The organism is Streptococcus sp. SCPM-O-B-15304 (M98) (assembly GCF_058200215.1).
This window is the reverse complement of sequence record NZ_JBYQGQ010000007.1, coordinates 1-25129: the sequence shown is the minus strand read 5'-3', so window position 1 is coordinate 25129 and position 25129 is coordinate 1. Positions and strand designations below refer to the sequence as shown.

Annotated in this window: 22 protein-coding genes and 2 pseudogenes; 7 read left to right on the top strand and 17 right to left on the bottom strand. The window is 38.0% G+C overall.

Going from position 1 to position 25129, the window contains the following annotated elements; all coding sequences use genetic code 11:
• Positions 1-246: 246 nt before the first annotated feature.
• The 4 genes from adhP (at position 247) to AC3E7H_RS05560 (ending at position 4375) form a co-directional block, all read left to right on the top strand.
• On the top strand, positions 247-1266 hold the full coding sequence (gene adhP / locus AC3E7H_RS05575) for an alcohol dehydrogenase AdhP (RefSeq protein WP_414258442.1): 1020 nt from the start codon (positions 247-249) through the stop codon (positions 1264-1266).
• A gap of 351 nt (positions 1267-1617) precedes the next feature.
• The gene (locus tag AC3E7H_RS05570) at positions 1618-2607 is read left to right on the top strand and encodes a PTS sugar transporter subunit IIB (RefSeq protein ID WP_485681246.1); all 990 of its coding nucleotides are present in this window, start codon (positions 1618-1620) and stop codon (positions 2605-2607) included.
• Between the two features lie 29 nt (positions 2608-2636).
• Complete coding sequence (locus tag AC3E7H_RS05565) at positions 2637-3449, top strand: PTS mannose/fructose/sorbose transporter subunit IIC (protein WP_001280303.1); 813 nt, start codon at positions 2637-2639, stop codon at positions 3447-3449.
• Between the two features lie 14 nt (positions 3450-3463).
• Positions 3464-4375 carry a PTS system mannose/fructose/sorbose family transporter subunit IID gene (locus AC3E7H_RS05560; protein ID WP_000818311.1) on the top strand — a complete coding sequence of 304 codons (912 nt, stop codon included), beginning with the start codon at positions 3464-3466 and terminating at the stop codon, positions 4373-4375.
• A 234-nt stretch (positions 4376-4609) separates the two neighbouring features.
• Here AC3E7H_RS05560 and AC3E7H_RS05555 read toward each other — a convergent pair whose 3' ends face one another.
• From AC3E7H_RS05555 to AC3E7H_RS05480, 16 genes and pseudogenes are all read right to left on the bottom strand, one after another.
• Positions 4610-5302, bottom strand: a complete 693-nt coding sequence (locus AC3E7H_RS05555) for a leucine-rich repeat domain-containing protein (RefSeq protein WP_490676222.1) — start codon at positions 5300-5302, stop codon at positions 4610-4612.
• A 364-nt stretch (positions 5303-5666) separates the two neighbouring features.
• On the bottom strand, positions 5667-5927 hold the full coding sequence (locus tag AC3E7H_RS05550) for a hypothetical protein (protein ID WP_049529838.1): 261 nt from the start codon (positions 5925-5927) through the stop codon (positions 5667-5669).
• 166 nt (positions 5928-6093) lie between these two features.
• Positions 6094-6699: a DUF4230 domain-containing protein gene (locus tag AC3E7H_RS05545; RefSeq protein WP_060955179.1), complete on the bottom strand. Its 606-nt coding sequence runs from the start codon at positions 6697-6699 to the stop codon at positions 6094-6096.
• A 234-nt stretch (positions 6700-6933) separates the two neighbouring features.
• Positions 6934-8249: pseudogene (locus AC3E7H_RS05540) on the bottom strand (ISL3 family transposase).
• Positions 8250-8387: 138 nt separating this feature from the next.
• The gene (gene pepC, locus AC3E7H_RS05535; RefSeq protein WP_075228148.1) at positions 8388-9722 is read right to left on the bottom strand and encodes an aminopeptidase C; all 1335 of its coding nucleotides are present in this window, start codon (positions 9720-9722) and stop codon (positions 8388-8390) included.
• A 110-nt stretch (positions 9723-9832) separates the two neighbouring features.
• Complete coding sequence (locus AC3E7H_RS05530; protein ID WP_075228149.1) at positions 9833-10555, bottom strand: pseudouridine synthase; 723 nt, start codon at positions 10553-10555, stop codon at positions 9833-9835.
• 347 nt (positions 10556-10902) lie between these two features.
• Positions 10903-11127, bottom strand: a complete 225-nt coding sequence (gene asp5, locus AC3E7H_RS05525; protein ID WP_075228150.1) for an accessory Sec system protein Asp5 — start codon at positions 11125-11127, stop codon at positions 10903-10905.
• A 4-nt stretch (positions 11128-11131) separates the two neighbouring features.
• Positions 11132-11311 (bottom strand): accessory Sec system protein Asp4, encoded by a 180-nt coding sequence (gene asp4 / locus AC3E7H_RS05520; protein ID WP_049508236.1) that lies wholly within the window; start codon positions 11309-11311, stop codon positions 11132-11134.
• Positions 11304-12650, bottom strand: coding sequence for an accessory Sec system glycosylation chaperone GtfB (gene gtfB / locus AC3E7H_RS05515; RefSeq protein ID WP_075228151.1), 1347 nt, complete (start codon positions 12648-12650; stop codon positions 11304-11306). Before gtfB ends, asp4 begins: the two co-directional genes overlap by 8 nt.
• Positions 12634-14154: an accessory Sec system glycosyltransferase GtfA gene (gene gtfA, locus AC3E7H_RS05510; RefSeq protein WP_075228152.1), complete on the bottom strand. Its 1521-nt coding sequence runs from the start codon at positions 14152-14154 to the stop codon at positions 12634-12636. Before gtfA ends, gtfB begins: the two co-directional genes overlap by 17 nt.
• An 11-nt stretch (positions 14155-14165) precedes the next feature.
• Positions 14166-16544, bottom strand: a complete 2379-nt coding sequence (secA2, locus tag AC3E7H_RS05505) for an accessory Sec system translocase SecA2 (protein WP_398578194.1) — start codon at positions 16542-16544, stop codon at positions 14166-14168.
• Positions 16531-16971 (bottom strand): accessory Sec system protein Asp3, encoded by a 441-nt coding sequence (gene asp3, locus AC3E7H_RS05500; protein ID WP_000586333.1) that lies wholly within the window; start codon positions 16969-16971, stop codon positions 16531-16533. Before asp3 ends, secA2 begins: the two co-directional genes overlap by 14 nt.
• Entirely contained in the window at positions 16968-18500 is a 1533-nt protein-coding gene (gene asp2, locus AC3E7H_RS05495; protein WP_000031197.1) for an accessory Sec system protein Asp2, read from the bottom strand. The genes asp3 and asp2 overlap by 4 nt, the downstream gene beginning before the upstream one ends.
• Complete coding sequence (gene asp1 / locus AC3E7H_RS05490) at positions 18484-20064, bottom strand: accessory Sec system protein Asp1 (protein ID WP_000291167.1); 1581 nt, start codon at positions 20062-20064, stop codon at positions 18484-18486. The genes asp2 and asp1 overlap by 17 nt, the downstream gene beginning before the upstream one ends.
• 9 nt (positions 20065-20073) lie before the next feature.
• Complete coding sequence (secY2, locus tag AC3E7H_RS05485) at positions 20074-21291, bottom strand: accessory Sec system protein translocase subunit SecY2 (RefSeq protein ID WP_490676221.1); 1218 nt, start codon at positions 21289-21291, stop codon at positions 20074-20076.
• A gap of 484 nt (positions 21292-21775) precedes the next feature.
• Complete coding sequence (locus tag AC3E7H_RS05480) at positions 21776-22660, bottom strand: glycosyltransferase family 2 protein (protein WP_490676220.1); 885 nt, start codon at positions 22658-22660, stop codon at positions 21776-21778.
• Positions 22661-22941: 281 nt separating this feature from the next.
• Here AC3E7H_RS05480 and AC3E7H_RS05475 point away from each other — a divergent pair.
• Positions 22942-24100, top strand: a pseudogene (locus AC3E7H_RS05475) (transposase).
• 122 nt (positions 24101-24222) lie between these two features.
• Here the strand turns inward: AC3E7H_RS05475 and AC3E7H_RS05470 are convergent.
• A complete protein-coding gene (locus AC3E7H_RS05470; RefSeq protein ID WP_007554870.1) occupies positions 24223-24405 on the bottom strand; it encodes an LPXTG cell wall anchor domain-containing protein in 183 nt (60 codons plus the stop codon).
• 34 nt (positions 24406-24439) lie between these two features.
• Here AC3E7H_RS05470 and AC3E7H_RS05465 point away from each other — a divergent pair, with 34 nt between their 5' ends.
• Together AC3E7H_RS05465 and AC3E7H_RS05460 are read left to right on the top strand one after the other, a co-directional pair.
• Entirely contained in the window at positions 24440-24604 is a 165-nt protein-coding gene (locus AC3E7H_RS05465; protein ID WP_007554857.1) for a hypothetical protein, read from the top strand.
• A gap of 30 nt (positions 24605-24634) precedes the next feature.
• A partial coding sequence (locus AC3E7H_RS05460) for a hypothetical protein (RefSeq protein ID WP_490676219.1) occupies positions 24635-25129 on the top strand: 495 nt, incomplete at its 3' end.

Here is a 25129-nt window from a genome sequence, read left to right as displayed (position 1 = left end):
TTTCTAGCATTTATAGTTATTTACTCGCCAATGCATCAATCTTACTTGTTCAATTTTCACAGTCTTATCAACCGGTTAAGCGATTACATAGTTTTTTACCTCAAAACCATTGTACTATAGTAAACATCGTGATATACTTCACATATAAGTAAATAAGAGGGCAGTTCAAATTCGACTTCACTTGAAATCTTCTCAAGCCAAGCCCCTTTTCCTCTGCACCTCAACGACTAATCAAGGAGGATAGCTATGAAAGCTGTTGTTGTAAATCCAGAAGGCACTGGTGTTGCTATTGAAGAAAAAGTTCTCCGTCCACTCGAAACAGGGGAAGCTCTTGTAGAAGTTGAGTACTGTGGTGTCTGCCACACTGACCTCCACGTTGCCCATGGTGACTTTGGTAAAGTTCCAGGACGCGTTCTCGGTCACGAAGGTATCGGTATCGTAAAAGAAATCGCCCCTGATGTTAAAAGTCTCAAAGTTGGCGACCGTGTCAGCGTAGCTTGGTTTTTTGAAGGCTGTGGTATGTGTGAATACTGTACAACTGGGCGCGAAACTCTTTGCCGTACAGTAAAAAATGCTGGCTACTCAGTAGATGGTGGTATGGCAGAACAATGTATCGTAACTGCAGATTATGCCGTTAAGGTTCCAGAAGGTCTCGATCCAGCCCAAGCTTCTTCAATTACTTGTGCCGGTGTTACTACCTACAAGGCTATCAAAGAAGCAAAAGTTGAACCAGGCCAATGGGTTGTACTCTATGGTGCTGGAGGACTTGGTAACTTAGCTGTTCAATACGCTAAAAAAGTATTTAACGCTCACGTTATCGCAGTAGATATTAACAACGATAAACTTGCCCTAGCTAAAGAAGTTGGTGCTGATATCGTGATTAATGGTCTTGAAGTCGAAGATGTCCCAGGCCTTATCAAAGAAAAAACAAACGGTGGGGCTCACTCAGCTGTCGTAACAGCTGTATCAAAAGTTGCCTTCAACCAAGCAGTTGACTCTGTTCGTGCAGGCGGTCGTGTAGTAGCTGTCGGGCTCCCTTCAGAAATGATGGATCTAAGCATCGTTAAAACAGTTCTTGATGGTATTCAGGTCATCGGTTCTCTCGTTGGAACACGTAAAGATTTGGAAGAAGCTTTCCAATTTGGTGCTGAAGGTCTGGTTGTACCAATCGTTCAAAAACGCCCTGTCGAAGATGCCATTGCTGTCTTTGATGAAATGGCTGCCGGTACCATCCAAGGTCGTATGGTTCTAGACTTTACTCACTAAGATAAATAATAAATGCCAAAACGAGGTCGGGACAGAAGATTCCACCTCGTTTTTTTGTAATAAAATTTTGACACGACAACTAATTGAACTTGGGGCATTTTTTAGACACCCAAGAGCACTACTGACGTAAACTTTCTAGTCCCTCTGCTTTTTTATATTAAATTTTTTTACCATTTTATAGACGATTTTATAAAAAATTGATATATCAATATTTGTAAAGATGGGGATTTGAGATTTTTTTCACTCTTTATTATAATTAGTTGCTTTTTTTCTGAAATCGATTTATACTTAAGGAGTCTTAAAGTTTTCTTAAACTACAAGTCAAACATTTTATAAGGAGGAATGACAATAATGAGTATCGGAATCATTATTGCGAGCCACGGTGAATTTGCCGCGGGTATTCATCAGTCAGGATCTATGATCTTTGGTGAACAAGAAAAGGTTCAAGTTGTAACCTTTATGCCAAACGAAGGTCCAGATGATTTATACGCCAAGTTCAACAATGCTGTGGCTGCATTTGACGCAGAAGATGAGGTTCTAGTCTTGGCTGACCTTTGGAGTGGTTCTCCATTTAACCAAGCTAGCCGCGTAATGGGAGAAAACCCTGAACGTAAATTTGCCATCATCACTGGACTTAACTTGCCGATGTTGATCCAAGCCTACACAGAGCGCCTGATGGACGCTGCTGCTGGAGTGGATAAAGTCGCTGCGAACATCATTAAAGAAGCCAAAGATGGTATCAAGGCTCTTCCAGAAGAGCTAAACCCAGCTGAGGAAGTTGCAACTGCTGCAGCTGCTCCAGTTGCCCAAGCTGCTATTCCAGAAGGAACTGTTATCGGAGACGGTAAATTGAAAATCAATCTTGCTCGTCTTGACACACGTCTTCTTCACGGACAAGTCGCAACTGCTTGGACACCAGATTCAAAAGCAGACCGTATCATTGTTGCTTCAGATAACGTAGCAAATGACGACCTTCGTAAAGAATTGATCAAACAAGCAGCTCCTAACGGAGTGAAGGCTAACGTTGTACCAATCAAAAAATTGATTGAGGTTGCAAAAGACCCTCGTTTTGGTGAGACACACGCCCTTATCTTGTTTGAAACACCTCAAGATGCTCTTCGTGCTATCGAAGGCGGTGTGCCAATCAAGACTCTTAACGTTGGATCAATGGCTCACTCAACTGGTAAAACAATGGTCAACAACGTATTGTCAATGGACAAAGACGACGTTGCTACATTTGAAAAAATGCGTGATCTTGGTGTTGAATTTGACGTACGTAAAGTACCAAACGACACTAAAAAAGATTTGTTTGACTTGATTAGCAAAGCTAACGTTCAATAATTAACATTAAATAGAAAAGGAATAAAACCATGTCAGATATTTCATTCATTTCTGCTATCTTGGTTGTAGTTGTTGCCTTCTTCGCAGGTCTTGAAGGTATCCTCGACCAATTCCAATTCCATCAACCAATCGTTGCATGTACCCTCATCGGTCTTGTAACTGGTAACCTCGAAGCAGGGGTTATGCTTGGTGGATCACTTCAAATGATTGCCCTTGGTTGGGCTAACATCGGAGCTGCCGTAGCTCCTGACGCTGCCCTTGCCTCTGTTGCTGCTGCAATCATCATGATCAAAGGTGGTAACTTTACTACTGAAGGTATCGCAGTCGCAACTGCAACTGCAATCCCTCTTGCCGTAGCTGGACTTTTCTTGACTATGATCGTTCGTACAATCTCAGTTGGTTTGGTTCACACTGCAGATGCTGCTGCTAAAGAAGGAAACATTGCTGCTGTTGAACGCGCTCACTACTTTGCCCTTGCTCTTCAAGGTCTACGTATTGCTATCCCAGCTGCACTCTTGCTTGCAATGCCAACTGAAGCCGTTCAAGGCGTATTGGAACTTATGCCAGAATGGCTTAAAGGTGGTATGGCTGTCGGTGGTGCCATGGTCGTTGCCGTTGGTTACGCTTTGGTTATCAACATGATGGCTACTCGTGAAGTATGGCCATTCTTTGCTATCGGTTTTGCTCTTGCAGCAATCTCTCAATTGACTTTGATTGCCCTTGGTGTCATCGGTGTTGCCCTTGCCTTCATCTACCTCAACCTTTCTAAACAAGGCGGAAACGGTGGCGGAGGAGCTGCAACTTCTAACGATCCAATCGGTGATATCCTAGAAGACTACTAGAAAGGGGAACAATCATGGCTGAAAAAATTCAATTATCAAAATCAGATCGCCAAAAAGTTTGGTGGCGTTCACAATTCCTTCAAGGTTCATGGAACTACGAACGTATGCAAAACTTGGGTTGGGCTTACTCTTTGATCCCAGCTATCAAGAAACTTTACACTAAAAAAGAAGATCAAGCTGCTGCTCTTGAGCGCCACCTTGAGTTCTTCAACACTCACCCATACGTAGCTGCTCCAATCATGGGGGTTACTCTTGCACTTGAAGAAGAACGCGCAAACGGTACTGACATCGATGACGCTGCTATCCAAGGTGTTAAGATTGGTATGATGGGACCTCTTGCTGGTATCGGTGACCCAGTCTTCTGGTTTACAGTACGTCCTATCCTTGGTGCCCTTGGTGCATCACTTGCTGCGACTGGTAATATCGTTGGACCACTTCTCTTCTTCTTTGGATGGAATGCAATCCGTATGTCTTTCCTATGGTATACACAAGAGTTTGGTTACAAGGCTGGATCTGAAATCACTAAAGATATGTCAGGTGGTATCTTGAAAGACATCACTAAAGGAGCTTCTATCCTTGGTATGTTCATCCTTGCCGTTCTTGTACAACGTTGGGTATCAATCAACTTCACTATCAACCTTCCAGGTAAACAATTGTCAGAAGGTGCCTACATCGTCTTCCCAGAAGGTCCTGTTACAGGTGGAGAATTGAAGGGAATCCTCGGCCAAGCACTTAGCGGATTGAGCTTGGATAGCGTTCAACCACAAACCCTTCAAGGACAGTTGAACTCATTGATCCCAGGATTGATGGGACTTCTCCTTACTTTCCTTTGCATGTGGTTGCTTAAGAAAAAAGTATCTCCAATCACAATCATTCTTGCCCTCTTTGTAGTTGGTATCGCAGCTCGTTTCTTCGGTATCATGTAATCTCGGTGAGAATTTACAAACAAAAAAAGAATCAGGTTTATCACCTGATTCTTTTGGCTCTTTGTCAAATAGTGTTGATGAAGAACCTAATGAAAAAAGAATCCAACAAAAATTGGACTACCTGTCTCCGGTTGGATACCGAAGACGGTAGCCCTAGGGTGTTTTTATTAAATTCTCACTTTTTGGGGTCAGTCCCTAAGCCTGATAGTAATTTTTTGTTCATACTATTCCCCTTTAGTCATTTACTACTTTAAGTTGCATTGCTTTAGCTACTTCTTCTGCCTTTGATCCCTTAGGTGTATGGATTTCTACATCTGGGTTACAGTTATCCACAAAATAGAAGTATTCTGTAATTTCTGTTACACTTGCTGGAATTGTAATAGATTTAATTGATGATGTCCCCCAGAATACTAATGTTCCAATACTCTTTGTTCCTTCTGGGAATACAACTGATTCTAATGAACTGTCAGAGTTGAAAACATCATCTTCTACTGTTTCTATTGACTTACCAAAGTGGACATACTTTAGAGCTTCATCAATCGCAAATGCAGTTTTTCCAAGATACCGTACTGTATCTGGAAAAACGATTGCCTCACAATGTTCCAAGTTCGCAAGACCACGTTCTCCTATTGCGATAACAGGTTTACCCTTAATTTCCTTTGGTACACGAACAACCTTATCGTCAGAAGTACAACTATAGATAACATAACCTTCTTGCCATTCATCATATGTGAAGTACTTTTCATCTGTCTCTGGGAAGTCTTTGAAGTTCTTCTCTGTTACTTCAGAGTTATTTGTTGTGTTATTTTTTGTTTCTATTGTAGAAGTACTTGTTGTGGTATCTTGTTTTGACTCCTTAGGTCCGCATCCTACTAAACCTGATAAGAGTACTGCTGCACATAAGCCTGATAATAGTTTCTTGTTCATTATTTCTCCTCCTAATATTTTATGAATATATTAACACCTGTATTGTTATAAGATGTAGATATTGTTGCTAATATCAAATATTTCTATTTAATCTTCTCATAAATATATACATGTTAATATGTTGAAGTCTTTAAGTATTTATAACTTTTATAACTATAGTTCCTTAATTTTTCCAGTAAAAAAACGAAAGGCACCACAAGTTATTTATGTATTTTCTTTAAACGATTCATGTACTTCTGTCGCAACTTCTCGCCCGCCTTTAATTGCGGTTGCGATAGATTGAGGACCTAAATATGCATCACCTGTTATTATTTATTTCTATTGTTTTCTGATGTTGACCGAAAGTCAAATTTTTACCTTTCATCTAGAACACTAAAGTATACTTTTGTTCAATTGCTGCAACGACAAGGTCACATGGAATAATATGTTCACTACCTGCCACTTCATGCGTTGATCTTCTTCCACTTTCATCTGATTCACCAAGTTCCATTGTAATAACCTTTACACCAGTTACTTTCCCACTCTCATCACGCAATACTTCTTTAATATTCTCTAAGAAATGGAATGTAACACCTTCATTGTGTGCATCTTTGATTTGTAGTGTAGCTTCTAGTATATTGTTCATATGGTCATTATCCTTTTGTTTTAGGTTTAGGCGCTTTTAATATAATGGATGTTGGCCTTTTTGTATACACTAAAATAGGGTTGGTAGAAAATTTCCACCAACTCTAAAAATTATAGAACCACACAAAACCCTGACCAGAGATGGTCAGGGTTTTGTATTTCAAAAATTATTCTGTAAATTCTATAGTTACTTTTACTTCAGAATCCATTGAAGAAAATATTGTTTTATAATAATTGATTGCAGATTCTTTAATTTCACTCTTAAATTTATCTAAATACTCTGCTTGTTTATCACTAGAAAGTTGGTTTGTGACCAATTTCCCAGTATCAACATCTTCTGTAGTCCCACTTAACAACTCTCCATGATCATCATACAAATTGTAAGGATTATCTTTTGAAAGTTCCACACCAATTACTTCAAATTTTGGAACAATAACCTTATATTCTTTTTCACCTATTTGTTCAATCTTTACACTACTTTTAATCCCAAATTTAGCTTTATAATTTAAAATTACTAATGCTGTTTTTTTAGAGAACGGCACATCAAACCCAAAAACTTGAGTTGTTTTTGTTTCAGAAATAATTTCATTAATTCCCGCATTCAAAAATACAACTTCATTCACTTTTTCAATACTTTCGATATTAATTGACGATTTGACTTCTGATTTATGTTCCTTAGGTAAGAAAAATAGCACTCCAATAGCTATAATAGCTATTAATACCAGATTCAATAGAACACTAAACTTATTAAATTTCTTCTTTAATATAGACAAGATAAAAAAACCTCACTTTAAATAATCTATCTAAATTTTACACATTCTAAAGAAAACAGTCAATATTTTTTCGTACTATCTTCTAAAATTAATTGTGCCTATTAAAAATGAAATTAGTTTGTTGCATTTGATTATATTTTTTGAACACCAAATCCATTTAAAATTGAGTGCTATTTTGAGCACTAAAAAAGGGCTCTTTGTCAAATAGTGTTGATGAAGAAATTTAGGAAGGGATTAAGCAACTAATTGTTGCTTAATTCCTTTTTGTTTTGGGCCAAACATTTTTGTTATTAAAATAATCCTATTTCTAAAATGGTAATAGTTTCTAAAGCCGTAGGCATTTCTTTTAAGCACTTTTATTTTATTGTTTATTCCTTCAATAGGGCCATTTGTTCTAGTTGGATACTCACAAGTATTTTGAATATATGGCAAGTAAGTCATAAGAGTCTTTAATACTCTTTTTAAACCAGGAGATAGGTCTAATTGCGTAGCTGCTTCAATCGTTTCCTTGAATTCTATATAATCTCTATCCTGTATACATTCACGAAGTGAATGTACAACCTCATAATCATTTTTAAGAGATGGATTTTTTTCTAAGATATAATCTACGATTCCTTTACTTGTTATGAAGCTTTCAAAAAGCTTATAACGATTATATTTATAGTTCTGAAGTTCATTAGGGTTCTTTAAAATTAACTTCCAATAATGTTTTAACTTTCGATATAATTTAGGATTTTTATAACGATGCTGATTCATGATACGTACCCGAGTTCAATTTAATTCTCTATTCAAGGCTTGTACAATGTGAAAAGGATCAATGATAATTTTTGCGTTAGGAAACATTTCTTTTATTAATTGAATGTATGGCAACTACATATCGATGGAGATAGTTTTCACCTTTAATCTAGTCTTAGGCTCAAAACGATAAAAATATTGTTTCAAACTGTAAGATTTTCTATCTCGTACAACATCGACCAACTTGTGTGTAGTGCTATCACAAATAATGAAGCTCATATTGCTATCGGAAGATTTAACAGATTTAAATTCATCAAAACACAAATGCTCAGGTAAATCATGTAATGGTTTAATCGTTAATAATCGTGCTGTATCATCTATGATACGTCTAACGGTATGAATTGAAACATTTGTTTCTTTGGCAACATATGTTTCAGATACTGTTTCACTTATTTTGCCTTAATTTCATTTTTTAATCGTTTCGAGATATGACAGTATTTTTCTACAATTCGACTAGTATCTGCAGTAAATGAAGAACCACATTCTCTACAGAGAAACCTCTGCTTTCGTAGCTTTAAGTAGGCCGGAAGGCCTGAAACAGAACAGAGAGTGATACGAGATGTTTTCGTGCCGTTTTTAACGATATTATTATTTCGGCTAACACACCCACAAACGGTACAAAATTCTGGTTTATGCGTATAAGTAGCTGCATAAAATAAAGATTTTCTCTTTTTAAATATCTTCTCTTGAACTTTATTATCCCAAATAATGTTTTTATCTTTGATTTGTAGTGTAGCTTCTAGTATATTGTTCATATGGTCATCATCCTTTTGTTTTAGGTTTCAGCGCTTTTAATATAATGGATGTTGGCCTTTTTGTATACACTAAAATAGGGTTGGTGGAAAATTTCCATCAACCCTAAAAATTATAGAACCGTTCTTTTTATATCTCATTTATTCAGCCAAGGCACCCATTGGATCCCATGGTGCAAGGACGATTGGTTCTGCTTCATAGGCAGCTTGTTCTTCTGCTGTTAGTAATTCTTTACGAACAACGATTTGGTAAGTGTATTCGTCCATCCAGGCATCTGAGGCAACAAAGTAACCATCTGTCCCAACCTTGTCTCCCCAAGAGTTTTCAACTTTCCACTTGATTGATTTACCATTTTCATCCAAATCAACACCTGTCAAGACCATGGCGTGAGTCATCAAGCTTTCGCTGTAGTCCAAACGTCCTGCCTTGTCTTGAGTGAGTTGAATGTCCATGCTTGATTCAAAGTCATAGACATCTGTCGCAAGGATTCCGGCTTTACGGTTGCTGAGCTGGCCAACATCTGAACCAAACCAAACAGTTTCTCCTGTCTGCATTTGGGCAATCGCCAATTCTTTCAAGCGTTCCATCGGTACATTGATGTAACGAACCGCACGGCTACCAACGACATTTCCCAACATCTCAACTGTGTAAGATTTACCGTAAGGTTTGTCAGCAGTTGGAGCATTGATCACAGAAACGTAGTCTTCTAGTGGAAGGTCAACGTATTTCTTGTAAAACTCTTGTGGCGTGATGCCTTTTTCGCTTTGGTAGTTGTTGTCCTTATCACGATAAGCAAAGTCAAATTGACGTGGTGGAAGACCTAGTGACATAGCAAGGAAGTTAAAGATTTCTTGCAAGAGGTCTTCTTTCTTAGCTTGAACAGTCGCTTGGTCTGCACCAGAAGCGAGCAAGTCACGCAAGATTTGAGCATCTTGACGAAGCAATTTGTTAAGAATTGCATTGAGCTCACGGCTGTTGCTAGATGAAACTGACTCAGGATAAACAGACTTGGGAACGACACCGTATTTCTCAAAGAGGGCAACCACCATATCCCACTGTCCACCGTCTTGTTGAGGGGTTTGAAGTAGGAAGCTAACCTTGCGGCTTGTCAATTCTTGGTCTGCAGTCGCAATGACTTGCTCCAAGAACCAGTTTGATTTTTCATACTTGTCCCAGAAGAAGGTGTGGGCTTGTGACAATTCAAAGTTTTCAAGTTTGTATTGAGAGATGAGTTTGTGACGGAAAGTGTTGAGGGCCGCAAACATCCAGCAACGACCAGAAGCCTTCTGGTTAGTGACCTTGTCCTTTGTCAAATCAAGTGAGAAAACAGGTGTGTTATCTACATGGCTTTGACGACGCTCAAGGGCTGAAAAAATTCCATTGTGGCTGGCAGCATTTTCGATAGCTTGGTATTTGACATTTGCTTCATAATTAGCAAATAATTTATCTGTAAATGATTCTTGAATCGCGTTCATAAAATCCTCCTTTTATTCTACAGTCTATTATAACTCTTTTCACAAAGGAAGCAACCAAAAACTGAAAAAGGTAAGGATATTTTCCTCACCTTTTTCAAAGATTACACAGTTTACCCAACACTTTCGAGCAAACCTTCTAATTCCTCTGTGGTTAAGCGACGCCATTCTCCACGTTTCAAATCCTCATCCAAGGTCAAAGTTCCCATGGTCAGACGTTGCAAGTCCATCACTTCCTTGCCACAGTAGGCTACCATTCGTTTAACCTGGTGAAATTTCCCCTCGGCAATGGTTACACGAACCAGACTTTGGTTTTTTTCTCTATCAAGAGACACAAGCTCCAGCTTAGCAGGTTGGCAGGTAAAGTCTTTGAGCGGAATCCCTTGTGCAAATGTCTCAATGTCTTTATCCGTCATGATTCCCTTGACCTGTGCCAGATAAGTCTTATCCACATGGCGTTTTGGTGAAAGAAGAGCATGAGCCAACTGGCCATCATTGGTCAAGAGTAAGAGTCCATGCGTATCAATATCCAAACGACCGACAGGGAAAACTTCCTTTGAACGAGCCAAGTCATCCAACAAGTCCAAAACAGTCTTGTGTTTAGGATCTTCAGTCGCTGAGATAACCCCCTGGGGCTTGTTCATCATATAGTAAACAAACTCCTCGTAGTCTAGCTTTTGCCCGTCAAAACAAATCTCGTCTGTCTCTTCATTGATTTGCAGCTTGGCAGATTTTTCCTTTTTACCATTGACCATCACGCGACCAGCCTTTAGAAAGTTTTTTACTTCTGTCCGACTTCCTACAGCGCAGGCAACTAAAAATTTATCTAATCTCATAGCACTATTATACCATGAATAAGCTTAATCTTATACTCTTCGAAAATCAAATTCAAACCACGTCATCGTCCCCTTGCCGTACTCAAGTACAGCCTGCGGCTAGCTTCCTAGTTTGCTCTTTGATTTTCATTGAGTATTAGTACAAAAATAAGCCGCCTGATTGGGCGACTTTATTTTATAGGGAGATTATTATGAAAAATTTTTAGGAGTTAAAGTTAAGTTCTTCTTAACTTATGCTTACAGTATAAACTAGATTCCTAAAAGTTTTCTTAAAATTTTCTCATCAAACTTAAATTTCTTTAAATCTTCACTGTTAAAATCAAACGTTCTATCAATACAGAAAAAGATTAGTTAAAAGTTAAAACCATAAAGAGGAGCAACAACACAAATAGTGATAAGCTAACGAGTAAGGTTAAGACTTTAACAAGCGTATTGCTTTGCCAATAGCTGGGCTTTCCGATATTACTAGTAGCATCCATAGAAAAAATTTGAGTTTGCCTTGGTTGAATGGTCACAAGGATGATTAAGACAATAGCTAAAATAATGGTTAAAATTATCAATAATTCTGTCATTTAACTACCTCAAAAGTCCTATCAAAGTAAATAATAAACCAATCAAAATGATGAATCCTATCAAGAAAGAAAATGTCTTACTAATTTTTTCACCACGTGTAGATTTTTCTTTTTTGATGGGTTGTTGTTTCATCTCTTCCATGCGACCTTCAACATCTTGATAAAATAGATCTTTTTTAGTCATGGCTTTCTCCTAAAATGGTTTCCATCCGCTCCTGATACATAATTGGATCTACATAATTGGCATGGTACCCTTGATCTCCAAGAGCTCGACCCATCTCTTTGACATGAGAAAGGGCTAACTCAATGGTATGAATCATGTCATCAACTGCTTCCTTAGCGAAAATATGATTTGGAGCTGTATAGCGGTGATTATGGGCTGTTTCCTCAAAAGCTAGGACCAGTTGGTTGTGTTCAAAAGCCTGTCGAACAGCCTGAAGCAGTTCATTCCCATAGTTGATATCCAGGTAGATATCTGATAACTGATAAAGCTCCTGAATCTTTTGGGGACTGGCATTCTGATAGAGCACAACATTTGGATAGCGGAGCATATCCAACAACTTAGATGACATCTCTGTCACTGCTGCGATTCGGAAAGTAACCCTTGGTAAACTCTCCACCAGTTTTTCGATTTGCTCTAGTTGGTCCGAATTGGTCACTATCAAGGCATCAGGACGAACAAAATTATCGCGCTTAAAGTGATAATGATAGCCTAGATGACTAAACTTATGATGGAATTTTTCATCCGTCAATTGCAAAGCACGTTCATAAGTCGCATAATCTGGAATGATAATGGTCTTAGCTCGAAGTTGGTCATTCTCCAAGATCAGTTGCATATTTCCCGGAATATGATCCTGCAATGGTTCTTGCCAAACTAGGATATCTTGACCTGATTTGTCTGGGAAATGGAAGGAAGTCAAAAACGAGGTAGATAGGGTATTAAAGAGAATGTGATCAAGATTCACTTTCAAACCTTGTAAGAAGTCTATAATAAAGGCCACTCGACCAGAAAAATGGCGCAATCCTTGACCTTCCAAGGTCAGCAGAATATCACCTGTGACATGGTTTTCTAAAATCACTTCCTTTTGATCTACGTCCCGATAAGAAGTCATAATAGCTTGACCAGATCCATCAAAGGTGGTCTTAGCAAAGCAAGCTCCAAAACGATTGTAGTGATCTACTTGAAAGATGCGGCCTGCCGGTGTCTTCCATTCGACTTTTTTCACCAAACGAGCCTGTAAGCCATCTGCAAAATGAATCACTGCTCGTTCTTGATTGAGATCATTGATAGTCCCAAATTGATTATTACCAGCAATCTCCCAAAAGTCTGGGACGGGAACTTGGTTAAAGTACAAGGGTTTACCACTGTCATAACCCAAATAATAGGTGAAGGGTGAGACAACTCCATCTGGTAAAAATCCATCTGGTTCAATAACCACAGTCAAATCAGACAGTCCTGCCGCAGTCAGACTATAATGCAAATCTTGGCTTTCTTGATTGTATACATCAAATAACTGAATCATCCACTACCTCCTTGATTGTTTTTTCCCATTTGTTCAAAATCTCTTGAGTCAAGAATTTCTCAGCAATCTGATAGGATTTTTCTCTCATACTTTCCAAACGATTTTCCAAATACAGTTGGCAGATTTTTTCCGCATAAGCTTTCTTGATTTCATCTTCGACATGGTCAGATGAGCTTGGAATCAAATATCCATTTTCGCCATCTTCGATGAAGGTTTGATTTCCATAAGGAACATCAAAACCAATCAATGGCAAGCCTGAGCCAATTGCTTCCATGAGTGTCAAACCAAATCCTTCACTTGTAGAAGCAGTTAGATAAACTTCATACTGTGAATAGATTTGGGAGAGTTCTGCATGACCCTTGAGTTTAATATACTCTTCTGCATGACCTGCAGCGATAATCTCATGAAGACGTCCTTCCTCACCACCACTACCGTAGATATCAAAGGTTAATTCTGGCAATTCCTTATGAGCCTCAATTACAGCCTTGACAAGCCAATCAATGTGTTTTTCCTTGGCTAGACGCGAAGCTGTAATAAGAGAAAATGGTTTCCGACTCTTTTGTGGTTTTGTTAATTGGTCAACACTTCCAACTGGAATGGTCACAATCTTAGGAGCATGCGAGGTATAGCGAGCAAACTGTTGCTCTAGAACTTCCTTTTGACGATCCGTTGAAACGATAAAGAGATCGACCTTATCTGCATTGGTAAACTGGTAGTCATAATAGTTGTTCCAAAGGATATAATCATCATTGGTCGCATTTTCACTATAGTGCTCAGCGTGAACGACAACAGCAAGGTGAGCTGCACGCGCTTCTTCAAAAACCACCTGACCAATCCCTGTCTCACGATCCAAAATCACTAGATCTGATTTACTTAACTGAAGTGTCTGCATGAAATAACGGATCAAGGCAGGCTTCCCGTATAAGATTCGATCCTTGAAACGGTAGACTTCCTCAGTCCCTTGATTCATGAACATCTCATAAGCTGGAGTCCCATCTTCATTGTAGAAGGTTCTTTGGTAGAGTGTCGCTACATTATCTTTAGGAGCAAAATACTCTGTGCAGTAGCGTATATATGAGAAGTAATCCTTGCGGATCAATTTACCAGCATATACATACTCTACGTGTTGGACGAAATCTTTTTCCTCATCAACCAAATAACAAGTGATAAACTTGTCTTCATCTGAGAAGAAGATTCGTTCAATTCTCCCATTTCTTTCACGACGGCTTTCTACACCTTCAAAATAAGCCAAAACATCATCTACCGTCACACTGGTCGGTGCAATCTTGATATCTGTGAAATGAGTGTAGAGCCAGATAACCTGATCATCATCAAAACCGATATTTGCGGTTAAGTGCTGGATATTATCGGCCAAAATCATGTCTGTAAAGATAAACTTCGACGGCAGATTCAGGCTGCGAAAAATACCCGCACGATAAGCTTGGGCATATTCAACACCACTGCTGGCCCAGCCAATTCCTAAATTTATATTGTAAATTGTCATATATTCTCCTTTTATGGAAAATGGGTTACGATTTCGCCCTTAGGTCCCATCTGAACTAATCCCATCAAGATATTCCGTACCATATCTGAACGAATCTGCTCTTTCATGGCTTCAAATCCCATATAGGCTTCTCGGTAGTATTCTACGATAGGGTTCGTTTGACTGGCTGTTTGCCCGCCAATTGCCATCATCAACTGTTGCAGGTAGTCCACCTGTTCTACCCAGTTATCATCAATGGCTTTAAGCATGGAAACTCTCAAAAATTGGTCATATAAATCATGAGGTTCTAACAAGGTCTTCTTATCATTTAACTCATTGTTAATGATTTGAATCAAGAAATTTCTCAACGCTTGTTCATCTTCAATGACTAAATCAAGAGGCAATTCTCTGATATTAAAACTGATATTCGTGACAATATAGTGAAATAATTCTTCTCTGGTTTTTATGTTTTCAGATAAAATTGTTTCAATATACTCGTCAATCATCTCAGATAATACATCTCGAAGATCCCTATCTCCGTTTATTAAACGATTTCTTTCCTTATAGATGAGATCACGTTGGATATTCATACTCTCAGCATATTCTAGTGTTCTCTGTCTGTTTGCACGACTAGCACTATCACTTGCATTTTGAGCTTTCTCAACTAGTCTGTGATATTTTCTTCCCTCAAGGATTTGTGGTTGAGTAATATCAGCAACACTATACTCTTTGTACATTCTGTGAACCCAGGATGGACCGAACTTCTTGATGACATCATCTTCTAATGATACAAAAAACTTCGACAGTCCTGGATCTCCTTGTCTACCCGAGCGTCCTCTGATTTGCAGATCAATTCGCTGACTTTCCATTCGTTCTGTACCGATGACTACTAGGCCACCAAGTTCAGCAACACCAGGTCCCAATTTAATATCTGTTCCTCGACCTGCCATGGATGTTGCAACCGTCACGGCTCCCATCTGACCTGATTCAGAGACAATTTGTGCCTCGCGTGCAGCATTATTGGCATTCAAGACGTTATGGGCGATTCCTTCCCGCAACAGTAGGGACGAATAGAGATGCGACATCTCAACAGATCCGACAAAGACTAGTAGTGGGTTTCCTTTGAGATGGTATTCCTTGATACACTCAAGTGAAGCATAAACCTTTTCTGGTAGTGTTACATAAAGATTATCTGGATAGTCTTTTCGGATTAAGGGACGATTGGTTGGAATTCGAATAACAGACATATTATAGGTTTCCAAAAATTCCTTCTCTGCGACCTTCCCAGTCCCAGTCATTCCTGATATCTTATTAAACATTTTGAAAAGACTTTGATAGGTGATAGAAGCCATTGCCCGCGTTTCAGGAGAGAGTTTCACATGCTCCTTGGCTTCGATGGCCTGATGAAGTCCTCCCTGCAACTTGGTCATTTCCATCAAGCGACCAGTTCCTTTATCCAGGAGAATCATCTCATCATCCCGAATGATATATTCCTTATCTCTCGTAAATAACTTATGCGCTCTCAAGGAATAGACTAGGTGTCGTACATAAGTGGCGTATTCTTCCTTATACAAGTTATCAATTCCTAGGAAGCTTTCAGCAGTTTTAGCCCCCTTTGTAGTCAACCATATCTCTTCTTTTTCTTCTTTAAAGATATAGTCTTCATTTTCAACCATGGTTGTTACTAAAGTATCGATGATTCCATAGTAGTTGGACTGAACGCGAGGAGATCCCGCAATGATGAGTGGTGTCTGTGCACTATCTAGTAAAATATCATCAATTTCATCAATGATTACATAGTCAAACGGACGTAAAAACTTATCTTTACTACTGGAAGCTAGATTATCATTTAGATAATCAAAACCTAGACCATTATTTGTCAAATAGATAATATCTGAGTTATAGATTTCTTTTTTTTCTTTGGATGTTAATTCCTCTTTAGGATCATCAGTGAAAGGTAAACCTAAACTTAAACCCAAGAAACGATAAACCGGCCCCATTTCCTCTGAGTCACGCTTAGCTAGATACTCATTGGTCGTAATCAACATAGCACCTTTACCAGTAAGGGCATTGAGATAAAGAGGCATAGTCGCAGTCAAAGTCTTTCCTTCACCGGTATTCATCTCGGCAACATTTCCTTGGTGGATGACAATCCCCCCCATAACTTGAACATCATAAGGAAACATTCCTAGGATTCGCTTATCAGCTTCTCGTACAACTGCAAAAGCTTCAACAAGTAAATCATCTAAGGTTTCCCCCTCTGCTAAACGTTGACGAAACTCTACCGTTTTTGCTGCCAAGGCTTCATCGCTAAGAGCTGCCATCTCATCTTTAAGACCATTGATCTTTTTTAAAGTAGCTCTGACTTTTCTAAGTTTTCTATTTTGATACAAACTATTAAACACGATCATACTCCTTAATTAAGAAAGAATAAAAATCGAGTGACTCAAACCCAGCAGCAATGAGAGAAACTCTATATGTATAAGCCTCCTCAGGATAAATGAAAGAAAAAGATAGGGTTTTCTCCACTTTTTCTTCCAGCACTTCTTCGTAACGGTCCAAGAAAACTAGTTTGATGTAAATGCTATTTTCAGGATAACAAGTCATATTCATGGTGAATTGATAGCGATGATTTCTTTTTAAGAGAGGTAGGCTGGGTTGGCTTCTATCACCTTGATAATTCGAGCTTGAAAGCCATGATTTGAGAACTTCTCCTGAAGCTAGTAATGGATTTGAAAGACTGATATGGCCATCTTCCCAAAACTGAACTCGAGTTCCATACAGGTAAGTTGCTCCCATATCCTCCCAGAGTATGTCTTCTCTTTGATTTATAATCATGTCTCACCTCTTCCAAATTCTGCTTGTAATATCATGTTATAAAAATGGATAAACCAGGTAACGTTGGTTCCTGTATCATCATTGTGTCGACCGGCTGTTCCTTTTGATAAGATCTTCGCTCCAGTTTGACAGAGCGTAGTGACTAGCTGATCATAAGCATGACTATCCATATCTTCATCCTTCATGTAAGAAAGACCAAACGTCGTTTGAGAAAAATCTGCTTGTTTGAAGGCAGACCAAAAACGGTTATCCAACTCATCCATGTGGGCTGGGCTGATTCCTCCAGTTTGATGATGAAGCACGTCGAATCCTGTTGGAAAGACACCTGGTGCTTCCAATCTACCACGTCTTGCAATTGTTCCTAAATTTGCTAAGGGTTTACCCACAACGATTCCTTTCGGTTCAAAGAATGAGCCATAGTAAAGAGAAGGGAAAGTTCCCATTGATAAACCTGATAAGATTAGATCTTTTTTATCAAAACCTAAGTATTCCTGATAATGTTCAATCGTTTGTTTGATTTTTTCTTCCAGTTCTTCACTACCCAGGTAAAATGCTCCACCTTCTAATCGAGGATCAGAGAACAGAATGAAGGGACACTTGAAATTTAGCATCATTCTGTATCCTTCAAATCCCTCGGCAGGTCGAAATCCTGAAAAGTAGACAGCCAATGGTGGTTTAAAATCTCCAGGATGGAAGAAGTAGTTAATCTCATCACGCTTATTATCGTGTAAGATATTCCCCCCAAGAACAAATTTCCCAAAGTACTTCCGACTCCAACGTTGATGTAGACTTCCCAACTTTAGAGTTCCTTGACCACGCGCCTCGACAGACAGACATAGGTAGGCATTGTAATCCTGATCCATGATTAGGGCTGTCTTCAGGTCTTCTTCTGTAAAGATCAAGTCTTCCACAATATCTGAAACCGAACCTTCAGGCATTTTTTTAACCCGAAACTGAAATTCTACACCTTCACTTTTTTCATACTCTAGCCACAACTCGATTGGAAGTTTTGTTGCAGAGACAAAGTTGTATTTCCAATGAGCTACTTGAGAAAACTCAGAACCAAAATCCCCCTCTAAGAGCAGATACTCAAAGCCTTGATAAGAAACAGAGCCTTTAAAACTTGGATGAACTTCTATTGTAGCTGGTTTCATCTTATCCCCGTATCCACCACCGAATAAGGAAGTGGATAAATCTTTTAAGAGCTTCTGTGGGTCTGAAAAGTCAATTGCTTGGGCACAGCGTTTTTTGATTAAATCCGAAATAAGAGGATTGCTTGTTTGAAACTCTTGGTTATAGAAAACCGTATAGGGCTCAATTATTTTAATGATTGGTAATAGGTCAACCAAGTAACGGCCATCTTCGATGAGAATGGCATTGAACTTGCGAATCTCATCCATTTTTATCGTTTCTTTAAGAGCCTTAGGAGAATTAGGATAAAAATAATACCAATCCATCTTTTTAGGGATCTCATAACGATGCTTCCAATTTTCTGTCCCTATCTGTAGGATTTTAAGATCCTTTGACATTTGTACTCTCCTCTATCCATTGATCTAGTTTCCCCACAAATTTTTCACCTGTATGTTCCTTGATTTTATCAACCGAGTAGATCAAAGACTGATTCCATTCTTTTAGGGTATCCAGGTAGTAATGGGCCGCTTTCTTAAATTCTGTGATAGTAGAAAGCAAGTAGCCATTTTTCAAATGGTCAACATAGACAGTCTCTACTTGATTCACCTGAGGAATTCCTGCACTAATTCCCGCTATTTGGGTATATAGGTGAGGTTGTGGATTCAAATCAACAATCAAACGAACATATTCTAAGGTCTTAATCATTTCCAATTCATCATTGATGTTTAACAAGCGATAGCGAAGTTTCTGTTGGACATTTTCCTTCAAAGGATTTTCAGCCCCTTCATAGTCGATTGCTTTCTCAAAAATTTCTGCCGAGAATTTTTCATTTATAATTTCCTGAATGGCCTCTGCGACTCTATCCATCTGGTCGTTACTGGCAGCAAAAGCACCGAAAATTACCTCAGTGTCTTTGGTCTCTGCAAGGAAGGATAAGATTTGAAAAAGACCTTCTTTGTCCAATTCTTCTTCAAAATTAAGTTGATAATAAATTATAGATTCTCTCTTTGTCTGACTTTTTCCCAATCTCAAACGAGTATCAAATGGCGATAAATGTTTGAAAAGATTGTATTTATCTGGATACAATTCCTGCAACAGCTGAAGGCTATCCTCTCTATCAACTAAGACCAAATCGACTTTGGATATAGACCCAAGTAGATCTCTCATGCTCTCCTTTGGATTACGACCGATGAAAAGGCTCAATATTTTAGGATTTGCTTCAGGCAAGCGATTTAGAACAAAATCGTTATGTCGAGAGTCAGATGGAATAATAAATAAATCACTACTCTCTTTAATCTTTTCGAGTCGTTTTTCAAAGAATTCAGCCACCAACTGCTCCATATCACTATAGTGGAGCGAATCAAAACGAAAGGCAAAAATAGGATTAATCTCTACCCTACCATCCTCTTGTAAATACTCTCTGAACTGCCAAATTCCCTCAGAATTCAGATAATCTTGATAAGATGGATAATTATCCTGATAATAAATGACACTCGAAACCAGGCCACGGTCATCCATAATATAGTGCTCGATCATTTGCCCTTGGGTATCAAAATATTGAATATCACTAATAAAACCTTCCACACCATGCTCAATTTGAGCATAGCGTTTCCCATCTTTGTGGATAACAATAGCGAAAGGACTGTACATAAATTCACAGTCCTTATCCCACTCAATATCTCTGATATTCAGTACTTGTGGAGAAATATCCGTAATATCTTGCATTTCATCAAAAATAGAATATATTTCAGCCTCTAATACACTATGACGATGTAAGAAATAGCGAAGATGTGGTTGATAGGCTAAAACAAAAAGGCTTGACGGCAGTTCTTGTCTATCTAACAGACGAATCTGATTGAAGGTATCGTCAAACTCCAACTTAAAAGAAGACCGATACCAAGGGATGATATCTGCATGCCACTGACGATGACTACCATACCAAGCCGGAATAAAATAATACATAACACTCTCCTAAATCAGTGGTTTATAAGTTTCGTTTAACTTCAGTGCACTAATTTCATCTTTAATGTTAAAGATCATACCACTTAAAATCATAAACAAACCTGGTATCATACTCACTCTCAATAATTGTTCATCAACTAAAACAAATAACATCGGTAGACCTGCGAATAACACATTAAAGATACCACCTACAATAGCAAATTTGAATACTAGATTATTAATAAAATTACTGGTATCCTCACCTGGATAAACGCTATAAATGTACTCACCAGAGCTTTTCATCCGTTCTGCCACTCGTTCCCCACTAATATTGACAAAAGCAAAGGCAATACTAAAGACAAACAAAGTCGCTATATAGGTATAAATCCACAAGGGTTTCCCCGTTGCATATTGGAAAATTATATGTTGATAAACCGTGTTCTCTGGATTTACTAATTGTAGCAAAAGAAATAGGTAAGTTGGTAAGTTAATTAAACTCATCACATACATGAAGGGCATCCCACCTGCAGGATTCAACATAATTTCAAAATAAGAATAACGCTTAAAGCGAGAGTGGAGACCAATCTTATTGACTGGAATCCGATAACGAGCACGATAAAAAATTGCAATGAGATAGGCAAAAACGGCCCCCATCGCTCCAAGTATTACGATAATCCACATAGGAATCCCGAGTTTTTGTATTGATTCCATGATGTCTTGAGGAAGATAGAGAATCATACTAGTCAATAAGATAGCAAGATAGCCTCCAATCCCCATAGTAGAGTTAATATCTGATAACCATATCAAGAAAAAAGTTCCGGCTATCAGCAAGGTTGTGTTTAGTATGAGTACCAAGAGTGTGTTATAGTTGTCCTTGATTGGTAAATTTACTACTAAAGCTAGCGATTGAATCAAGGCAATTGTCAAAGTTAGATACATCTTTCTCCGATCCTGAACCTCAGCAGAGCCAGAAGCAAGATTCAAACGTTTAGATAAGGAGAACATTTGCCATAAAATCATCGATGACATCCAGGGGGATAAACCGACTGAAAAGATTGACAAACTACGTAAATCGCCCCCTGTAATTGCAGTTGAAAAAGCTAAATAAGCAGTAGACCCCCCAAGAAAATCTCTACTATTCAAATCAATAAAAGGAAGAGTTAATCGACTACAAAGAACATAAATAAAAATTAAGAAAAGAGTTATAAAACCTTTTTTTATAACTATAGATGAAAAATAATTTTTCAAAACAATTCCTTCCATTCTATAAATAAACATCAGAAAGTTCAAAAATATATACTTCTTTAGTTTTCTTTATAAATACATAAAACCATGGCACAAAACTACTAGTTTTTAGTATAAAATACTATTTCCCTCCATAAATTCAATGTCATTATTATAACAAAAAAAGCAGAAAAAATCTGCTTATAAGAAAATAAAGATAAATATCGTTGTTTTTCATCAAAGAATTTCTTGTTGTCTTAAGATAAATTTCAGAGTCTGATTGATCGTTTCCACACTTTTATTTGAAATCAATCGGATAATTTGAGATCCTCTACTTCAATCAGTCAAAATAAATAAACAATCATTTTTAACTCTTATTAATAGCACTGGATCAATCTCATAATCACCATTTTCTCATCACAAATTAATAGGAGGCTGGACTATGCAATACAGAACTACATTCTTTGGATAAATTCTTTGTTTAACTTCAGGGAAAGTTTACAATTCTCTAATTAATAATATGATCTAGTTTTAAAGCCTCTATTTTCTGTTCCAATTTTTGTCTTTCTTCCAAGTATCCATGATTTGACAATTCTGTCAACATACGCCTCAAAACATAGTCATACATTTTATAAGTTTTCCCCATATCAATCCCATCTAAATGTCTAGTCTTCTCAATCCGTTCTTCTAGTGCTTCAATGTAGTCCAGATGAGACAAATCAAAATTACTTGTTAGGCCTGAATAATTGATACGATAGGAATAGATAACATGGTTACAAATAGATATTGTAGAAGCCTTCATGTATAATTTCCAAGTTATAAACTGATCTTCTGCATATTTCCCATAAGGAAAACGAATCCCCTCAAATAAACTACGCTTGTACAGTTTTCCCCAGACAGTTGAATACATAATAAATTGGAAGTCCGTAAGTTCGTCCATTTGATTCATAGCAAAGCTTTTATCCACAAAAGTAACAGGTAAACTCGGTAAATTTTCTTTTGAATATAAGAGAAAATTTGGTTCATTAAATCTACAATAAGCTCCCACAACTAGATCTGAGTCTCCTAATAGTGCTGTTGCATATAATTTTTCTATAGCATTATCCATTAAAAAATCATCCGAATCTACAAAAGTAATATACTCCCCTTCTGAACGATCTAATCCATAATTTCTCGTATCTGAAATACCTCCATTTTCCTTTTCAAAATAGCGACATCGGTTATCATATTCCGCAAATTCTTGACAAATTATTCCAGAAGAATCGGTTGAACCATCATTTATCAGCAACACTTCTATTTCTCGATAAGACTGTTTTAAAATGCTTTCAATACACTGTCGTAAATACTGTTCTACATTATATACTGGAACAATCACACTAATCAATGGTCTCATAAATAAATTTTCCTAACTTTCTAACCTAATTTCAATCCTCAGCGAAAAGTTTAAAAACTCATACAATTAGTACAATTTAAACGAGTTTCGAATAATTTCTTTGTATTCATTGTCTAACAGGATTATATATAATAAAGTATTATACACTTAACCCTTATAATTTTCACTACTAATTATATCATTTTTTATATCACTTAACTAACAAAAAAAGTCCCATAAGATCTCTAATGAGAAGCGCCTAAACAACTCATTAGAAAGGATCATTTGAACAATCATATTTTATCACAAAACTGCTTGATATTAAAGACCCAAACATAAAGATTGTAGATATCATCAATTTGGATACACACAAGGAAATCATAGCTAAATTAGACTACAATGCCCCATCTTACCCTGATTACGGAAATCAAATGAAGAAATATGACTTTCAAAAACCGTCTGAGATTCCTTACCTCGAAAAGACTGGTATGGCTGCTAGAATTCTTCTGAAAAAAAGTCGTTTCAAGTGCTATCATTGCTCGAAAATAATTGTCGCTGAGACTTCAATCGTCAAGAAAAATCATTAAATTTCTCGTATCATCAATTAAAAGATTGCTCAAAAGTTAATTAAAATACTTCTATGACCGATATTGCCCATCACCTTGCCATTTCAACTTCAACCGTCATCCAAAATCAATTTCTTCGATATAATAGAGCTGTTAGTTGTCAAGTGAAAATCATTACTATGGATATGTTAGTCCCTACTATGCTTCGCATTCGAATTTCGAGGCTCAGGCTGAAACAGTCTCCCAGACTGTTTCACTTCAAAATGCAAAAATTGTCCTTGATTGCTTTCCCACTTCATTATTATATTTCTAAACTCAAGCTAAAAGAGTTCACTGGACTGTTTTACTCCAACACTTAAGTCGTGCTTTAAGTCGTGTTCGTGCCCAAATCATGAAACAATTCGATTGAAAATCTTGTGAATACAAAGCTATCAAGCGCTACTGGAAACTCATTCAACAGAATATCCGTAAAGTCCGTGATAAACGTTTTTATCGCCCTACTTTTCGTATGCACTTAACGAATAAAGAAATTCTAGACAAACTCTTCAGCTATTCAGAAGACTTAAAACACCATTATAATTTCTATCAACTCTTGATGTTCCACTTTCAGAATAGAGAGCCTGACAAATTTTTTGAACTCATTGAGGACAATCTAAAGCAGTTTTTTCCTCTTGTTCAGACTGTCTTTAAAACGTTCCTCAAGGATAAAGAAAAGATTGTCAACATCCTGCAATTTCCCTATTCCAAGGGCAAATTGGAAGCTACTAATAATCTCATCAAACTTATTAAACGAAGTGCCCTTGATTTTAGGAACTTTGACAACTTTAAGAGACGAATTTTTATCGCTCTGAACATAAAAATGGAGAGAACAATCGTTGTCTTCTCCAGATGTTAGTTTATCTTCAAGTCACTACAGTTGACAAAGAACTCAAAACAAAAGAAATCCTGAAAAGTTAAACTTTTCAGGATTTTTTCTTATCTTGTCGTTATAGAACTACTCTATATAACATAGATATCTTAGATTTCATCTTCATTTTCATCTTTACGACGTTTGGCTACTAAACCTAATCCAGTTAGACCTGCTACAACTCCAAGGAGAGCATTTGCAGCTGAAGCTGTTTCACCAGTATTTGGTAATTGCTTACGGGCCTTAGTGGTATCAGTTTGTGGAGCTTGACTAGTTGAAGTCGAATGAATCATAGATGCGCTTGTTGATGCTGATTCTGAAGCTGATGTGCTTGCTGAAGCTGATGTACTTGCTGAGGCTGACGCACTTGTTGATGCTGACTCAGACGCTGATGTGCTTGCTGAAGCTGATATGCTTGCTGATTCTGAAGCACTTGTCGACACTGACTCTGAAGTAATTACGCTTTCGATGTTTAAACTTTCAATAGAATAGATCTCTGGCATTCCCTTACTTGTAACGATTGTGTCAGATGTTGATTCAGAAGCTGATGTGCTTGCACTTGTTGAAGCTGACGTGCTTGCTGACGTACTTGCGCTTGTCGAAGCTGACGTGCTTGCTGATGTGCTTGCGCTCGTTGAAGCGGATGTACTTGCACTTGTTGACGCTGATGTGCTTGCACTTGTTGAAGCTGATGTGCTTGCTGATGTGCTTGCGCTTGTTGAAGCTGACGTGCTTGCTGATGTGCTTGCGCTCGTTGAAGCGGATGTACTTGCACTTGTTGAAGCTGACGTACTTGCTGATGTGCTTGCGCTTGTTGAAGCTGACGTACTTGCTGATGTGCTTGCACTTGTTGAAGCTGATGTGCTTGCTGAAGCTGATGTGCTTGCGCTTGTTGAAGCTGACGTACTTGCTGATGTGCTTGCTGATGTGCTTGCGCTTGTTGAAGCTGACGTACTTGCTGATGTGCTTGCACTTGTTGAAGCTGATGTGCTTGCACTTGTTGAAGCCGATGTGCTT

Excerpts from the sequence above, each read along its gene's own strand:
- gtfB (WP_075228151.1), bottom strand. The coding sequence starts at position 12,650 with ATGATTCAGTTATTTGATGTATACAATCAAGAAAGCCAAGATTTGCAT.
- gtfA (WP_075228152.1), bottom strand. The coding sequence starts at position 14,154 with ATGACAATTTACAATATAAATTTAGGAATTGGCTGGGCCAGCAGTGGT.
- pepC (WP_075228148.1), bottom strand. The coding sequence starts at position 9,722 with ATGAACGCGATTCAAGAATCATTTACAGATAAATTATTTGCTAATTAT.
- AC3E7H_RS05470 (WP_007554870.1), bottom strand. The coding sequence starts at position 24,405 with ATGATTCATTCGACTTCAACTAGTCAAGCTCCACAAACTGATACCACT.
- AC3E7H_RS05550 (WP_049529838.1), bottom strand. The coding sequence starts at position 5,927 with ATGAACAATATACTAGAAGCTACACTACAAATCAAAGATGCACACAAT.
- secA2 (WP_398578194.1), bottom strand. The coding sequence starts at position 16,544 with ATGATCGTGTTTAATAGTTTGTATCAAAATAGAAAACTTAGAAAAGTC.
- AC3E7H_RS05530 (WP_075228149.1), bottom strand. The coding sequence starts at position 10,555 with ATGAGATTAGATAAATTTTTAGTTGCCTGCGCTGTAGGAAGTCGGACA.
- AC3E7H_RS05555 (WP_490676222.1), bottom strand. The coding sequence starts at position 5,302 with ATGAACAAGAAACTATTATCAGGCTTATGTGCAGCAGTACTCTTATCA.
- asp5 (WP_075228150.1), bottom strand. The coding sequence starts at position 11,127 with ATGACAGAATTATTGATAATTTTAACCATTATTTTAGCTATTGTCTTA.
- AC3E7H_RS05570 (WP_485681246.1), top strand. The coding sequence starts at position 1,618 with ATGAGTATCGGAATCATTATTGCGAGCCACGGTGAATTTGCCGCGGGT.
- AC3E7H_RS05560 (WP_000818311.1), top strand. The coding sequence starts at position 3,464 with ATGGCTGAAAAAATTCAATTATCAAAATCAGATCGCCAAAAAGTTTGG.
- asp4 (WP_049508236.1), bottom strand. The coding sequence starts at position 11,311 with ATGACTAAAAAAGATCTATTTTATCAAGATGTTGAAGGTCGCATGGAA.
- asp1 (WP_000291167.1), bottom strand. The coding sequence starts at position 20,064 with ATGTATTATTTTATTCCGGCTTGGTATGGTAGTCATCGTCAGTGGCAT.
- AC3E7H_RS05480 (WP_490676220.1), bottom strand. The coding sequence starts at position 22,660 with ATGAGACCATTGATTAGTGTGATTGTTCCAGTATATAATGTAGAACAG.
- asp3 (WP_000586333.1), bottom strand. The coding sequence starts at position 16,971 with ATGATTATAAATCAAAGAGAAGACATACTCTGGGAGGATATGGGAGCA.
- asp2 (WP_000031197.1), bottom strand. The coding sequence starts at position 18,500 with ATGTCAAAGGATCTTAAAATCCTACAGATAGGGACAGAAAATTGGAAG.
- adhP (WP_414258442.1), top strand. The coding sequence starts at position 247 with ATGAAAGCTGTTGTTGTAAATCCAGAAGGCACTGGTGTTGCTATTGAA.
- AC3E7H_RS05565 (WP_001280303.1), top strand. The coding sequence starts at position 2,637 with ATGTCAGATATTTCATTCATTTCTGCTATCTTGGTTGTAGTTGTTGCC.